Annotated in this window: 13 protein-coding genes, 1 tRNA gene, 1 other RNA gene and 1 pseudogene; 6 read left to right on the top strand and 10 right to left on the bottom strand. The window is 64.1% G+C overall.

The genetic code is table 11. The features are described 5' to 3' along the window. Window positions 1-35 precede the first annotated feature (35 nt). Genes OG710_RS12575 through OG710_RS12560 form a run of 4 tightly spaced genes read right to left on the bottom strand, consistent with a single transcriptional unit; the run spans window position 36 to window position 3,572 of the window. Window positions 36-611 (bottom strand): phosphoribosyltransferase family protein, encoded by a 576-nt coding sequence (locus OG710_RS12575; protein WP_330239410.1) that lies wholly within the window; start codon window positions 609-611, stop codon window positions 36-38. Window positions 612-657: 46 nt separating this feature from the next. Beyond that, entirely contained in the window at window positions 658-2,457 is a 1,800-nt protein-coding gene (locus OG710_RS12570; protein WP_330239409.1) for a DUF4254 domain-containing protein, read from the bottom strand. Continuing rightward, entirely contained in the window at window positions 2,454-3,101 is a 648-nt protein-coding gene (locus tag OG710_RS12565; RefSeq protein ID WP_330239408.1) for a hypothetical protein, read from the bottom strand. Before OG710_RS12565 ends, OG710_RS12570 begins: the two co-directional genes overlap by 4 nt. 3 nt (window positions 3,102-3,104) lie before the next feature. After that, complete coding sequence (locus OG710_RS12560) at window positions 3,105-3,572, bottom strand: NUDIX hydrolase (RefSeq protein WP_330239407.1); 468 nt, start codon at window positions 3,570-3,572, stop codon at window positions 3,105-3,107. Between the two features lie 145 nt (window positions 3,573-3,717). On the opposite strand from OG710_RS12560, the pseudogene OG710_RS31295 reads away from it, so the two are divergent. The 4 genes and pseudogenes from OG710_RS31295 to OG710_RS12545 all read left to right on the top strand — a co-directional run. Continuing rightward, a pseudogene (locus OG710_RS31295) lies at window positions 3,718-3,903 on the top strand (helix-turn-helix domain-containing protein); the annotation flags it as partial. Between the two features lie 219 nt (window positions 3,904-4,122). Continuing rightward, window positions 4,123-4,920: a hypothetical protein gene (locus OG710_RS12555; RefSeq protein WP_443064327.1), complete on the top strand. Its 798-nt coding sequence runs from the start codon at window positions 4,123-4,125 to the stop codon at window positions 4,918-4,920. 25 nt (window positions 4,921-4,945) lie between these two features. Continuing rightward, window positions 4,946-5,515 carry an isochorismatase family cysteine hydrolase gene (locus tag OG710_RS12550; RefSeq protein ID WP_330239405.1) on the top strand — a complete coding sequence of 190 codons (570 nt, stop codon included), beginning with the start codon at window positions 4,946-4,948 and terminating at the stop codon, window positions 5,513-5,515. Between the two features lie 4 nt (window positions 5,516-5,519). Beyond that, the gene (locus OG710_RS12545) at window positions 5,520-6,434 is read left to right on the top strand and encodes an FAD-dependent oxidoreductase (RefSeq protein WP_330239404.1); all 915 of its coding nucleotides are present in this window, start codon (window positions 5,520-5,522) and stop codon (window positions 6,432-6,434) included. Window positions 6,435-6,745: 311 nt separating this feature from the next. On the opposite strand, the gene OG710_RS12540 is transcribed toward OG710_RS12545, so the two are convergent. The 4 genes from OG710_RS12540 to OG710_RS12530 all read right to left on the bottom strand — a co-directional run bounded on the left by OG710_RS12540 (window position 6,746) and on the right by OG710_RS12530 (window position 10,020). After that, entirely contained in the window at window positions 6,746-7,474 is a 729-nt protein-coding gene (locus OG710_RS12540) for a hypothetical protein (RefSeq protein ID WP_330239403.1), read from the bottom strand. A 947-nt stretch (window positions 7,475-8,421) separates the two neighbouring features. Continuing rightward, window positions 8,422-8,889: a hypothetical protein gene (locus OG710_RS12535; RefSeq protein ID WP_330239402.1), complete on the bottom strand. Its 468-nt coding sequence runs from the start codon at window positions 8,887-8,889 to the stop codon at window positions 8,422-8,424. A gap of 292 nt (window positions 8,890-9,181) precedes the next feature. Then, complete coding sequence (locus OG710_RS31290) at window positions 9,182-9,340, bottom strand: type II toxin-antitoxin system Phd/YefM family antitoxin (RefSeq protein WP_443064245.1); 159 nt, start codon at window positions 9,338-9,340, stop codon at window positions 9,182-9,184. Then, the gene (locus OG710_RS12530) at window positions 9,340-10,020 is read right to left on the bottom strand and encodes a GIY-YIG nuclease family protein (RefSeq protein WP_330239401.1); all 681 of its coding nucleotides are present in this window, start codon (window positions 10,018-10,020) and stop codon (window positions 9,340-9,342) included. The genes OG710_RS31290 and OG710_RS12530 overlap by 1 nt, the downstream gene beginning before the upstream one ends. A 1,706-nt stretch (window positions 10,021-11,726) precedes the next feature. Here OG710_RS12530 and OG710_RS12525 point away from each other — a divergent pair. After that, entirely contained in the window at window positions 11,727-12,509 is a 783-nt protein-coding gene (locus OG710_RS12525) for an XRE family transcriptional regulator (protein WP_330239400.1), read from the top strand. A gap of 154 nt (window positions 12,510-12,663) precedes the next feature. Here OG710_RS12525 and OG710_RS12520 read toward each other — a convergent pair whose 3' ends face one another. Next, complete coding sequence (locus OG710_RS12520) at window positions 12,664-13,758, bottom strand: tyrosine-type recombinase/integrase (RefSeq protein ID WP_330239399.1); 1,095 nt, start codon at window positions 13,756-13,758, stop codon at window positions 12,664-12,666. A 134-nt stretch (window positions 13,759-13,892) separates the two neighbouring features. Beyond that, a tRNA-Ser gene (locus tag OG710_RS12515) sits at window positions 13,893-13,980 on the bottom strand. 122 nt (window positions 13,981-14,102) lie between these two features. Between OG710_RS12515 and ffs the strand changes: the two genes are divergently transcribed. Further along, window positions 14,103-14,197: signal recognition particle sRNA small type (gene ffs, locus OG710_RS12510), an RNA gene on the top strand. Window positions 14,198-14,204: the final 7 nt, after the last annotated feature.

The following is a 14,204-nucleotide window of genomic DNA, read 5'->3' as shown; positions in this document are numbered from 1 at the left end:
GTGGTGAAACCGGACCCCTGGCGGCGCGACCGAGCTCACGCCGGACCCTCGATCGTGGTGAGCGAGACCAGCGGCAGCTCCAGCTCGTCGAGCAGGGCGCGGGCTCCGCGCGTGGTGTCCTCCACCAGGCAGGCCGCCGCCAGCGGGACGGCGCCGGCCTCGCGGAGGCGGCGGGTGAGGTCGGCCAGGGTCCGACCGGTGGTGATCTCGTCGTCCACGATGACGATGCGCTGTCCCGGAGCGATGCCGTAGGCGAAGACGTCGGTGCGCATGGCGTGCGGCTCGCTGAAGCGGACCGCGCCGTCCAGGGGGAGATGCAGCTTCCAGGCGATCTTGTAGGGGAGGCGGGCGGCGTCGGCGAGGGAGACGGTGGGCAGAATGCCGCCCGCGTCCAGGCCCAGGAGGAAGTCCACGGAGCCGGCGCCGTCCGGCAACTGCTCCTGGACCAGACGCCACAGATCGGCCCCCGTGCTGGCAAGGGTGTCGGGATGCACCGGGCTCTCCAGGCCGTCCAACGAGTGGATGACACGCTCGCGGCGGCTCGTGGCTCCGACGCTGAGCCGTTCGACGATTCGGGCGGAGAAGGGCGGCAGGGTGACGGTTTCGGGCATGACGAAGCTCCTGTCGGTGGAGAGGGGAGACGGAGAGGTGCGTGGTTCAGGCGGCGAGCTGGAGCGCGTACCAGGTGAGGAGCTGGTCGACCGCCGCGGTGATGGGCTTGAGCACGAGCTCGGTGTCACCGTCACGCCAAGCGTTCGCGACCTCGGCCAGAGGAGGGACCGCGAGGGCCGTCAGGCCCGGCATGCGGGAGGCGGCGGCGAGGATCCGGTCGGGGCCGGACTCCCACTGGTTGTGCTCGCGCAGGAGAAGGCGGCAGGCGAGCACGAGGTGCTTGTAGAGCTGCCGCAGGGCGGTCGCCCCCTCCGCAGTACGCAGACGGCGCATGGTGAGCATGACCTGGGGCAGTTCACGGACGGCAGCGAACGCGAGCTCGTCCCGGCTGATCGTCGGAAGTTCGAGGTCGGATGCCGCATGCAGGACGGGGCTGCCTTGCTGGAGCTGGTGAAGGACGAAGGCCAGGCGCGGAGTGAGGCGTCGGGCGGTCAGTTCTCCGGGCGTGACGAGGGTGGGGCCGAGAGAGGCCGCACTGCCGAGGGCCGTCCGGTACTGCTCCAGGGCCTCATGGATCCTGCCGATGACCTCGTGCTCGGCGATCACCATGAGGTCCAGGTCGGACCATCCGGCGATCCAGGTCCCCTCTCCGGGGCTTCCGGTCAGGGCGACGAGCCGGACGCCGGGTCCGTACGCCCGCACCGTTTCGGTGAAGTCGGCCGTCGCCGACGCGACTGCTGCCGGAAGACCGAGCCCGTACGGGGTGGCCACGCGCAGCGCAGTCGTGGAGGGCGGGGCGGCGATGCGCCGGAGGCGGGCGCGAAGGGCGGCGATGCTGCCGGTGTTGTCGATGACGTGGTCGGCCAGAGCGGCGACCTGGTGGGCGCCGCGGCTCATCTTGATCTCGTCCTTCGCGGCGACGGCCGGGGCCGGAGTGCCCGACCGCTCGACGCGTACGGAGAAGGGGGCATCCAGGTAGACGATCTGGAGCGTGTCGCCCATGAGCTGCTTGAGTTCGGCGATCGAGGCATCGTCGTGGACGGACTCGATGGTGAACAGCTTCGTGTCGACGTGGGCGTCCGCGAAGCGGTTCAGCTCGCCGAGGAGCAGTTCGGCCTGCCGACGGGCCGAGAGTGCGTACGGGTCGGCGAGCCCCTCCCGATGGGCTGCCTGCCGTAACAGGAAGCCGATCTTGAGGCGTTGGGCGCCGCAGGTCCGCTGGACGAACTGCGCGCTGGTGCTCTTCCCGCACTCGCTCAGCCCGCCGAAGGCGAGTACCTGGCGCAGATGCCGACTCGGCTTGACCTCTGCCGGAGCGATGTCCTCCCGTCCGTACAGCTTGAAGCGGGCCGGCACGGGGAGCCGACGCCGGCCTGCGACGACATCGGAGACCAGCGCGTCGAGAGCGGCGCAGAGCTCCTCACGTTGCCCGTGAAGGGCCGGGACACGTCGCGCGGCCAGCTCGTCGCGGCCCGCCGCACGCTCGCTGTGCCAGATCCGCAGCGTCAGCACCGACATGCGATCCACGACGGAGGCGAGCGTCTCGGTGTGCAGGGGCACATCGGCGCGGCCCGCGTCCGCCAGTGAGCCGAGCACTTCGTCAGCCCGTTCGGCGAGGGCGTTGCGTTCGGCGTTGAGCTGGTCGATCTCTCGCTTGCAGTCGGCGACCTGGGCGGCGGAGAGCAAGGCGCTACGCACCCGGTCCTCGGTGTCCCACAGAGGCCCGTTGACGGCGTGGAGCCGGGTGACGGTGTCGTCCAGCCGGTTCCGGTCCTTGTCCTGGAGGGTGGCTATGGCGCGGGTGAGCCCCGGAGGTAGCACCAGGGGCGGGGAGTTCTGAGTCATTGGGGACTCCGGTCGGTGAGTGGGGTGAGGCCAAGGTGATTGAGTACGGCGCTGTGCACGTCGTCCAGGGAGCGGTTCTCGCAGTCGACGACGGCGGTGTACGTGCCGTGGCCGGCCTGGTGAAGCAGAACAGCGTGCAGTGTCTTCTGGTAGGCCGGGTAGATCCCGGTCCACGGGCGGCCCTCGCGGGCGCTGGTGATGGCGTAACTGCGCTCGGCGTCGAAGGAAGCGAGCAGTAGCACCGAGGTCTCCGATGCGGTGGCGCGCGAACCCGCGATGTCCGTAACGGCCTTGAACGCCTCGCCCACCGTCAGCCCGTCCTTGACCACGCATGTCGCGGTGGCCACAGCGAGGAGCATGGGCAGGCCACGGTCCAGCAGTCCCGTACGACCGGGCTCGCGTGCGGCGGCCCGCTTGGCGTGACCGACGAGCAGCATCTCCGTCAGCTCGACCGTCGTGGACGTCTCGAACCACCACCGGGCGTAGTCGCCGGCGGCTACCCGCGCCCACGGTTCGGGGTCGTGCTCGTGGACAGCCCCCAGCGGCTGAAGGGCGTGCCGGCGCGCGGCCAGCCGATCGAGGTGAGTCGTCTTGCCGACATTGTCAGGGCCGTTGAGGCTGACGAAGTCCGGTAACCGCACCATCGCTCATGCCTCGCGGATCGGTGTGTCGAGGACGGAGACGATCGCGGCGGTGTTCATGGCGATGAACTCGGCCAACTCCGGCGGCATCAGGTTCAACTCACGGACGGCCTGGGCGGTGAAGGGCACCCGGACCACCTCGTAGCCGCCCCGCTCCGGCTTGTCGAACTCGGTGCCCGTCCGTGCGGCCAGGTCCATCGATTCCAGGCGCGCCGCGAAGATGTGCTGGACTCCGACGCCTCCCTCCAGCGCGTCGGTGATGAGGTGTACGAGCTCGGCGCTCTCCAGCTTGCCGCCCAGCTCCTCGAACACCTCCCGGTGCAGAGCCGCCTCGATGGTCGCGTCCTCTTCCTCGACGCCTCCGCCGACCGACACCCAGTACGGCTCCCTGCCGGGCTTGGTGCGCTTGATGAGGACCAGTTCGTCGCCGTCGAGAAGGATGGCGCGGGCGTTGCGCTTGACGATGTCGGTCATGCCGTTTGCTCCTTGGGTGTGTAACCGGAGAGAACGGGCGGAGGGGCGCTTTTCGGCTGTGGCCACTTTCCCCGGTTCGTGAATACAGCATGGTGCAAACTGATCGCTGAGTGTGACGCACGGGTGCTGCAGCAATGCCGCAGTTATGCCGAACAGGACTGCCCGCGCAGGGTGTTTCGGCGTTTCACCATGTGACGGACGGGGGGGTACGACGGTGGTGACTGTGCAGAGATGGTCCGGCCGCGAAGCACGGCTGCTGCGCGAAGCCCTTCGCATGAGCCTGCGTGACTTCGCCGCCTACCTCGGAGTCAGTGACCGGACCGTGTCGAACTGGGAGGGAGGCGGTGCGAGTTACCAGCCGCGCGCCGAGTCCCAGGCTGTGCTCGACACCGCACTCGACCATGCGTCGGGCGAAGCGCAGACGCGATTCGCGGCGGCACTGGGAACGAACGGCGCTGCGCCACCCGCGACAGGCCGCATCGAAGTCGACTCCCACAAGTTCCTGCCAGTTTTCATCGGCGTCGAGCGCGCCGACCGCCTCCGTGCACACATGAGACCGAGTGCGCACGGCGAGTGGCTGGAGTCCTCCTCGGCCCGCGTCGACCACCCCGAAGCGCAGCAGTGCGTCCTTCACGTCTTCGCGTGCGGAGTGGCCGTCTTCCACCTCGTTCAGGCGCACCAGCCCGCCGCGCTCACCGACCTTGCGGTCTGGCGGTACCGCTCCTACGCCTCCGACCTGCCCTGGGCACGGGACAAGCTCCGCGATCTCCTGGACGAGGAACCCGTCCGCGTTCCCAACCCCGAGTACGTCCTCTCCCTCTACTGGCTCACTTCGGGGCCCTGGTCCGGCGACGCCCACGACACCGCACTGCGCTTGCTGTCCACGCCCTCCGTCCTGGTCGACCGCGGCGCCCCGGACGGCCCTGCTCCTCTGGGCGGTGCGGTCGAGGAGTCTCTCCTCGCCACCGGCTTCGACCACCCCGACATCGTGTCCTTCGGCGTACGGGGTGTGTCCACCGCCTACGCGGGCTGGTCCGGCGTCACCTACGCCTCCCACTCCCGCGAGCGCAGCCTCACGATCGACGAGTTGGTCACCTGCGAACTGACCGTCCAAGCCCTCTGGTGCTTCACCCGCCAGGTGCAGCAGATGATTGAGGACGGCCAGGACCCCTTCATGCCCGAGCAGTACGGCTGGCGCTTCCTGCGTGCCGCCTCCTCCCGGCTCACCACCGCCCGAGCCCAGGAGACCGCTCAACACGTTCTGATGCGGGAGGCCATCATGAAGACCAGCGGGCTGGCCGAACGGCTGCGCGCCGCGCAGGACGCTCTGCGAGAGGGCGTCGGGTGAGAACACAGGGCAGGAGAGGCAACGGATGGACATCGGCAGCGCCGCGCTGGTCGTGATCGACATGCAGAACGGCTTCGTGAACGAGCGAAGCCGCCACGCCGTGCGGGCGGTCTCCGATCTCGTCGCCCAGTGGACCGGCGCCGGCCGGCCCGTGATCTTCACCCGGTACTTCAACTATCCGGACAGCCCGTACGAGCGCTTCTTCCAGTGGCGCCGACTCCAAGAACCACCTGAGACCGACATCGTCCCCGAACTCGCGGAGGCGGCAGCCCGCGCGCACGCGGTCGTCGACAAGACCGGCTACACGCTCTTCACCCCCCAGGCAGCCGAACTGGTCCGCGGGGGCGGCTGGACCGACCTCGTCTTCTGCGGGATCGCCACCGAGAGCTGTGTCCTGAAGTCCGCGGCCGACGCCTTCGAACACGGCTACGCACCCTGGATCGTCACCGACGCCTCCGCCAGCGACGCCGGCCCTGACGTACACGACGCCGGACTCGTGGTCGCCCGCCGTCTGATCGGAACCGGCCAACTTGTCACCTCGGACCACGTGGTCGGCCAACTCGCCGCGTACGCAGGGGCCCCGGTGCTGGAATAGCCCCATGGGCGACACGCTGTACGACACCGATCTGATCATCATCGGCGGCGGCCCCGCCGGGTGCGCCGCCGCACGTATGGCCGCCAGCGTCGGCATGCGCTCAATTCTGGTCGAGTCGGACCAGCTGTGCCGGAACCTGTACCGGATCTCAGCCCTGAACAATGTCCTCGGCGGCTACACCAGCGGCCCCGAGCTGGCTGACGCCATCGTCGCCGAGCTGAAGAGCACGGAGCTGTGCCGCCTCGAACTCGGTCGGTACGTCATCGAGCTTCGTGCGGACGACGACCAGGTGGCCGTCACGTTGGACACGGGCGCTTTTCTCACCGCCCCGTACGCCGTCGTCGCCACGGGCGTCGGTCCTCTTCAACCCGGTGACGCGCCCTGGATCACCGCCCCGGCCGGCCTGACCCTGCCCGCGCTCTGGCAGGCCGACGCCGACGACGCCCAGGGCCGCGCCCTCCTAGTCCTCGGCGGCGACCGCCCGATCGGTACCTTCCTGCGCGCCCACCCGACCACCGACACGCGCCTCCTCGTGGCGTACCCGGCGGCGGACGCGTACAAGATCGATGAGGTTCGCGAGGACCCCCGGGTCACGCTGCTTCCCGTCGATCACCTGACGCTGCACGGTGGGCAAGGTGCCCAGCCGGCGGCCGAGGCGGTGGGAAGGGACGGTGTCCATCGGACGGTCACGGCGGACGCCGTCTTCCTCAGTCTGGGAAGTGCCCCCGCCGTGCCACCCGGAGACCTGATCCGTGGCCCGGACGGATACTGCCCGCCCACGGACCAGTACCCCCGCGTCATCGTGGCAGGGGACCTCCGCTCCGCCCGCTTCCAGCGGATCATGACCGCCCTCGGCTCCGGCAGTGAGGCGGCGCTGCGCGCGTACTACGCATCCAGGGACCTGCCCCTCAAGGGGTGAGAGGCCCCGGTGTTGCACGGTTGCTCGTCGAAGACGACCCCCGGAACGTCGAAGGGCCCCACCGCGTGCGGTGGGGCCCTTCGACATCGTGCCCGGTGAGGCACTGGCGGAGGATACGAGATTCGAACTCGTGAGGGGTTGCCCCCAACACGCTTTCCAAGCCGTTCCACCAAGCACTGCGACTAGGACCATCTGACCAGGGGAGCAAGGCAGGGTCAAGGTGAGGCAGGAGGGCCAAGCGTCTTGGTTAGGTTCCCCAGGATCGATCGTAAGCACCAGGGGCCCGCTAGGACGGGCCCTGGGAGGCGGTCTCAGGCAGTCAGCTCCAACTCTTCCTTGATCTCCTTGTAGATCCTGGAGACGTAGGGGCGAGACTTCCCAACCTTCTTGGCAGCCTCAGTAGCCGAGAGCCCTTGAAGGAACGCATCCTTGATTCCCTTCTTGGTAGAGGAGAGTTCCGCCTTAAGGGCTCCACTCTCCGGCGTAACCGATCCTTCTTCCGCCGTAACTCCCTTCTCCGTAACCAGGGGCGTAACCGTAACCTCCTTCTCCTTGTTACGCGTAACCTTCTTTGGCGTAACCGCACGCGTAACCTTCTCCTCCGTAACCAGTGCAAGGAGAGTTGTCTCCAAGTCCCGGAACCTGCGTCGGTAGATGGGTGCAACCTCGGCAGCGCAAATGAGGATGGCGGGGGATATGGCGTGAATGGCTACTCCGACTCCATCCCTCTCCGCCACAGAACTCCATGTGTTCAGGAAGAGGGAAGCCAGGCCAGTAACCCACCTGAACACTGCTGGCCACTTGCCTCCACTCAGTCCATGCCTAGAGAGAACGGCATCGGCGGAGATGGAGAGGATGAAGGCGGCATCGGTAAGGACTCCTAGGGCCCAACCAGACCAATGCCATTGAGAGTGGGCGGAGACAAGGGGGGTGCTTGTCATCAGTGAGTAGAAGACTGCCCCGGTTACGATCACCCAGAGCATGGAGTTAACGAGCTTACGGGTGCGGGTTACGGACTTGAGTTCTTCGGTTACGTTCATTGCTGGTCCCTTGGTTACGGTGCTACTGGTTACGGTTACAGAGATTGGTTACGCGTAACTGGTTACGGAGAGGGGCCCGCCTGGACGGGCCCTCTCCTTGGTTACGGTGCTACTGGTTACGCTCCCTGGACACTCTTCCACTCCGCCATCCATAGCCAACTGCGGAAGAGTCGGTAGTCAGGGGCTAGCTCTATTAGCTGCCGGATGATGGCTGCTTCTTCCTGGGCTCTACTGGCCATGCCTTCCCAACCCCCTTCCTTGTTGTGGCGCCTAACAATCTGTCGTTGGCGGAGGAGGAAGTTGATGTCATCTGCCTTGCTCACAGTTCTCCTTACGGGTTGCTCCGCTAGGGCTGCGCACCCTTGGTTGGCGGAGAGGGAAGGAACTCCTTCTAGGCACGACGACTCCGAAGGAGGAGTGCCGTTGGTGCTAACCCCTTACGGGTCGACTCCTATGGTCGGCTCCCCTTGACCTTCATCATCAGTCGCTCTCGAACGGCGGGGTTGAGGAGAACCGAGACGGGCATCTCCTTGAGTTGCTTCTTGCTGAGAACGATCGGTCGCTTCTTCACTGCTGGTCCCTTCGGTCAGGCACGTAGGCCCTTTGGCCGGAGTGCCGTTGATGTCCTTACATGACTAAGGGCCCGCTTAGACGGGCCCCTGGGTGGTTCGGTACTCCTCTTCTTCCTCCGCCAAGTCCTACGGGTCATCGCGCTAAGGCGCTCCTCCCCTTGACGGCAGTCTCCTCCTCTCCGCCGGAATCCCTGGTCTGTTGGGCTCGTACGCTCTGTGCGTAGCACGGTCTGTACGGTCCTAACGAAGTGATGCTCTTACTCTGTGCATAAGTTGTACCCCTGACCACGTAGGCCCTAGCCGGAGTGGTCTTGGACTCTTACTTATGTACATTGTTGGTACCCCGGGGTGTGGGGCTCTTACTTATGTACATTGTTAGTCCTCTTCGAGCGAGTCTCCTTCGCTTCCTACGTGGGTCCAGTCGTAGAGGTCTCCTGCTTCGAGGTGGAACGTGGTCTTGGCGTTGCATCCCTTGCCGGTCGTCTTGACGCTCAACCAGCCTGCATCCACGAGTGCCTTCACCCCTCGCTGCGCATAGGCAATGTGCCTGCCTGCCTTGTCTAGCACTCCGACTGCATCGGCCAGGGAGCGCCAGGGGATGGTTACCTCAGAGTCCTCCCCCGCAAGCCTGGCTATCTGTCGGGCAACGAGCATTCCGCTCCTAGGCACGTAATGGATGACGTCGTGGTACCACTCGGCCGCCTGACCGGTTGGGGGCATGTCCTCAGCAGCCAGGGCAAAGCCCCTCTTCTTTAGCTTCCTCTGATGCTCCTTCACCTCCGCCCCATAGGCCGTGAGGATGTGCACTGCCTTCTTCTGCTTGGTGGTCTTGCGCCTGCTCATGTACTGGTCTCCTTCTGTGCATGCGAAAGGGGCCCTCACCGACATTGGTAAGGGCCCCTGCTTCTGGGGTACTGCCATCAAGGGAGGGTGTCCGCCTTAGCGGGCGCCTCCCGTTACCTTTCTATGCCCCTGTGTGCCCTCCTCCCGGGCCCTTAGCTTCTTCCAGGTATCTCGGGAGGGTGCCTGCCTTACGTCCTCTCAGGGAGGCTTACAGGGGTCGTATTTTTGCCGGCCGGACCACACCCCTATTCGCAGACTCGTATTGAAGTCCGTGGCTTTCTCGGGGTGGGTGTCACTGCATCAGTTCCCTAGTCAGCCGCTCGTACCTCTCCCGGCTGATGATGACTGCCTGAGTGCTCCCATATCGAGTCAGCTCTACCGTCTGACCCTGCTCGGCTGCTCGTATCAACTCCGGGAGCTTTGCCTTTGCTTCGCTCGTAGCTACCTTCATTACTGCTGGCCTCCAGTGCCTATCGCCTTCTCGCCTTCTTCGGTCTGCTTCTGCTCTGTCATGGCCCGCCCCCAGTTCAACCAGTAGTCGGCGTGGTCATCCTTGGGGGTCCAGTTGTTGAACTTCTCCACCTCGTCAACCGCACCCTCGCTGACGCCCTGTTCCTTTGCCCAGTCGAGAATCTGGGCGGCGGGATGGAACAGTTCCTCTGTGCCGGAGATGCGATAGCTCTCCCAGCGCTTGTGCTCCAGGGCTTCCCTGCTGACTCCTCCGGGGAGAACTGCCAGCACGACTACCGGGACGCCACCCTGGTCACGGGAGAGGGTTTGAAGCCTCTTGTTAAGGGCGACGCTGGTTCCTATCTTCACCACCCCACCCTTCATGCGGATGACGTAGGTCCATCCCTTGGTGTGCTTGGTGATGAGCCCTTCATCGTCCATCCCCTTGATGAAGTCCTTCTCCTTCTTCTTGGTGTAGCCGGACAGTTGGTAGACGTGTTCTCGGCAGAGCTTCATAACCAGGGGCCCCATCGGTTCCCACACGGCTCTCCTGGTACACCCCTGATTGGAGCAAGCCCCGAACACCAGAAGCTCTCTGGGCTTGCCCTCTTCCTTCTCCGCCTTCTTCTGCTCGATGTAGATGTCCCGGTTGATGTCTGCCTTGCAGATGACGTGCTTCATAACTGGTCCCTTCATAGCGGGCCGCCTGAACGGCCCGCATGGTGTCTGTGTTCCTCTGTGTGCCTGTCTCGGAGCCTCTGAGTGTGTGCCTGGGTGTCTGGTAGGGATAGCCCCTGACAGCAGCTCACACGGGCTTACAGCAGCTCCCGGTTAGCCGGGTTTCCCGACGTGGCACAGAGGCTTGCTCCTCTGCCCCTCTGTCCATGGCGGGGTAGGCAGTGAGAGCCGAACGCCTGCTTGCTGGTGAAGTCCTGCCGACAGAGGGTGCATCGGATCGTGTTGCTGCTGGTCTTGGTGAAGTGGCGCTTCATGTGTTGGTCCTCCTTGGATGAAAAAAAGGGCACGGCCGGTTAACGGCCTGCCCTGTTGGGTTGGTGAGTGTTGGTCCACCTCTGGTCAAAAGGAAGAGGCCCGATCCTCACTGGGGGTTATCCAGGAGAACCGGACCTCTGCACACTGAGGGGACCAGCCTCTGTGTCCACCCACTTACTGCGGATGGAGTCTTGGGGAGGGGAAGTAACCACCCTCACTTATGGATGTAGCCGACCATCGAGACTTTTGGTCGCTCCGTCAGTGAAGTGTGAGCTAGATCACTCGGTGCATTGAGTAGAACCCTCACTTATAGATGTAGTAGGCCAACGGCACTTTTGGCCGCTCTGCTGGCAAGGTGTAATCGGGATCACACCGCCTGCCTGTGCACTGCCCTCACTTATAGATGTAGCCGGACATCGCCACTTCTGTCCGCTAGTTCGGTAACTCTCCACCAGCCCCGCTCACAGCCTCCACGAATTCTCCACGAAAGGATGGTAGGAGGCGAGAAGGAGGAGGCCCTTGGCAACCCTCTACGGGGCATCGCGCTAAGGCGCTCCTCCCCTTCCTCTCCACCACCCCACTGTCACAAACATGACTCACAGGAGGGCCCGCTAGGACGGGCCCGTTCTTAGTTCGCATTGCTATTCATGAGAGGCCCGGCCCCTTAGCCATTATGAATTCACCTGCCTGCCACTGCCTCATTCTCCCTCCGTCAGTGACTGAGTGAATGCAGTGGGTGCAGAGAGCAAGGCAACGCAGGGTGACTCCCTCTTCTCTCATTCTCTACACAGAGTGACCCGGGGATGTTTAAATGCGAGCGGGTGTGGGTGTGTGAGACCCATAAAAAATCTGCCATGGATCACAAGGCACAGGAGAATGGCGGAGGAAAGTGGGGTGATCCGGGGTGGGATTCTATAGTCCCCATCAGAACAGACCGTAATCGATTAATCGCTAGGGGTTCGGCCGGCTGGACCCTGGTATTTTCCCTCCGCCGACAACGAAGGGCCCGCCTAAACGGGCCCGTGGGTTGCTGTTCCTGCTTTGCTGCTATCGCCTTGCCCAGGGAGATTCCTCCAGGCGAAATGGCATCCATCCCTCTGGTGGGGGAACTCTTTCTGCCTGCCATGCTCGGTAACACTGATTGAGCCAGGCTTCCGCCCCCTCCCTCATCCCCCATTCCAGGGGCAGAAGGTTGGGGCTGTCGGAGTCGGAGTCATCAGGAAGGGTGCAGTAGCCGAACAACTGCTTGTCCAGGATCACGTAGCCGGTCTGGTCCGCCTTGGAGATCACTACGTATCGGTTCATGGCCTGAGAGTCGGTGCCCATGCGGGCCGTATCCGTCCTGGACCAGAGACAGTTGGGACGTCTGGGCGCTAGCCTCTAAGAACGCCTAGATGTCCCAGGGGGAAGCCTTGAACACCGCTCTACGTACTGCTATGGAGGCCGCTGGTGTGACTCCACGTCGGCTAGCCATGAGTGTGGGTGTCAGTGGCAAGACGGTAGAGAGGTGGCTTGGTGACCCTGACCTCATCCCCCACCCGAGGAACCGTGAGGATGCCTGCAAAGCGCTAGGCGTGGAGGACGTAACGATGCTGTGGCCCAAGCTGATCACGGATCGCGTGAAGACCGGAGAGGACAGGGAGATCGTTCGTAGCTATCCCTATCGCTCCGCCTGCCCATCAACGGTTTGGGCTGATCTGGTGCGGGAAACCAAAGGGGATCTTTTCTTCGCTGGCTACACGAATTACTTCCTGTGGTCTCAGCTCCCGGACTTCATCGGGATAGTGAAGAAGAAGGCGGAGAGCGGATGCCGGGTCAGGTTCCTCCTGGGAGATCCCAATGGAGAAGTCACTAGGCAGCGAGAAGAGATCGAAGGCGTAGCCCTTACCGTCTCCACTCGTATCCGGATCACCCTGGAGCACCTGGAAAAGCTCGGCGGGGTGGAGGGGGTAGAGGCCAAGTTCTCCTCCGCCCCTGACGCCATGAATCACGTATCCCTGTCGGTATTCAGGTTCGATGACCAAGCCTTGGTGACTCCGCATCTGGCAAGGCTTGTAGGGCATGACTCCCCTCTGCTTCATCTCCGCCGCATTGGTGAGGCTGGGATGTTCTCCAGGTTTGCCGAGCATGCAGAGGAACTGTGGAGCAGGGGTACGGATGTCTCAGTGACGACATGACAAAGGGAGGTCACCCCGCCTAAACGGGGTGCCTCCCGTCATCGCCTCAGCAGACAGGTCCGCTTTGGTCAGTCCTTGTGTGCCCCCTAAGAGACCAGGAGCTATCAGCCCAAGGGATTGGGCCTCACCGCTCCCCGAGGTTTCCAGGAGGGAGCTAGTACCTGTCTCCCAGTCCCTTGACTGCATTCACGGCCCGTGTGGTGGCCATGTCCGCCCCATAGCGCCTGAGCATGGCCGGAGACTTCCACCCACGGATGGCCATGATGTGCTCCCCTGAGACTCCCTCTGCCTTGAGGTCATCGCACCATGTGTGGCAGAACGAGTGAGGGGATACGACTGCCGGGTCATACCCTGCCTCTTCCGCCCTCTTCTTCACCATCTCGTACAGACCCCCGTACTGGAGCCTGGACCTGTTCCTCGTTCCCAGCCACAGCCACTCATCCCTGTTAGCCCTACGGTGCAAGGCCCTGAGTCGGAGGTATCGGGAGAGGGCCTTAACTGTCTTGGGCTGGAGAGGAATCACCCTGCCGTCCAAGGAGTTCCTGTCCATCTTCAAGGGGATGACGACGAGAGTCCCGTTAGTTAGGTCCAAATCCTGCACCCTGAGATTCAGGAGTTCATCAGACCTAAGCCCCTCAGTGAGTACGCGGATGATGGCGTGATCCCGTACGGCCTGAAAGTCCTTCACCTTCGGGCTCCCGTTGCCGGTCACCCGGAGAACGTCCCCGATGAACTCGGACGAGAGGGTCTTGGGCTTTCCCATCGGAGGAGTGGCGTACTTCTGGAGCTTGGGACTCAGGTACGGGTCTGGGTGCTCGTACTCCTCTGCCAGGTACAGGAACAGCGCCCGCAGGTTTCTCTGTGCGGTATTGGTTCCGCCTGTGTACCCACCCTTCCCGTCCTGAGACTTGGGCACGTCGTGTTCCTCGTAGTACCAGCGGAAGTACCGGTTAAGGGTGGAGACATCGCACTCGGTGAAGTCCCCCTCAATGCCAGCAGCAGTCATCCAGTGGTGAAGCTGAACGGCTGCGAACTTGTAGGCGTTGATGGTGCGCCTCTGGTACGGCCTGCCCTTCCTGTTCGTGGTCGTGGACAGGTGTAGCTCAAGCTCTGCCACAAGGGCCGTCCTGGCGTCCTGGCTGCCGTTGAGGGCACGGAGGGGGACTGCTGCCGGGGGAGGACTGGCAGGGGCGGAGGAGCGTGTCTGTGCCCTCAAGGGGCTCTTGTACTGCCTGGCTGCTGTGGCCATGGGGTGGACCCTCTCTGAGAGCCGCTAACCAAGTGCCTGTAACCCAAGCGTCTTGGCCAGCGGCGTCTGGACGTGAGAGTCGCTGCACCAACAGAGAGGGCCCCGACCCGCATAGTCGCAGGTCGGGGCCCATCTGGCGGAGGATACGAGATTCGAACTCGTGAGGGGTTGCCCCCAACACGCTTTCCAAGCGTGCGCCCTAGGCCACTAGGCGAATCCTCCGCCGCAAACAATACAAGACGTTGGGGAGTGCTCGCGAACCCGATCCGCGGGGAGGTGCTGGAGGGGGTTCGGGGAGGTGGGGGAGGTGGACTTGTGGGGGTGGGGATCGGTTAAGGTGGGCGTCAGCCCCTCACGTGGCGCTATCTGACTGAACTCCCCCAGGGCCGGAAGGCAGCAAGGGTAGGTTGGCTCTGGCGGGTGCGTGGGGGGCCCTTGCGTGTTCG

The organism is Streptomyces sp. NBC_00525 (assembly GCF_036346595.1).
Taxonomy (GTDB): domain Bacteria; phylum Actinomycetota; class Actinomycetes; order Streptomycetales; family Streptomycetaceae; genus Streptomyces.
Note: the sequence above shows the minus strand (reverse complement) of the source record. Positions and strands in the feature narration are given on the sequence as shown.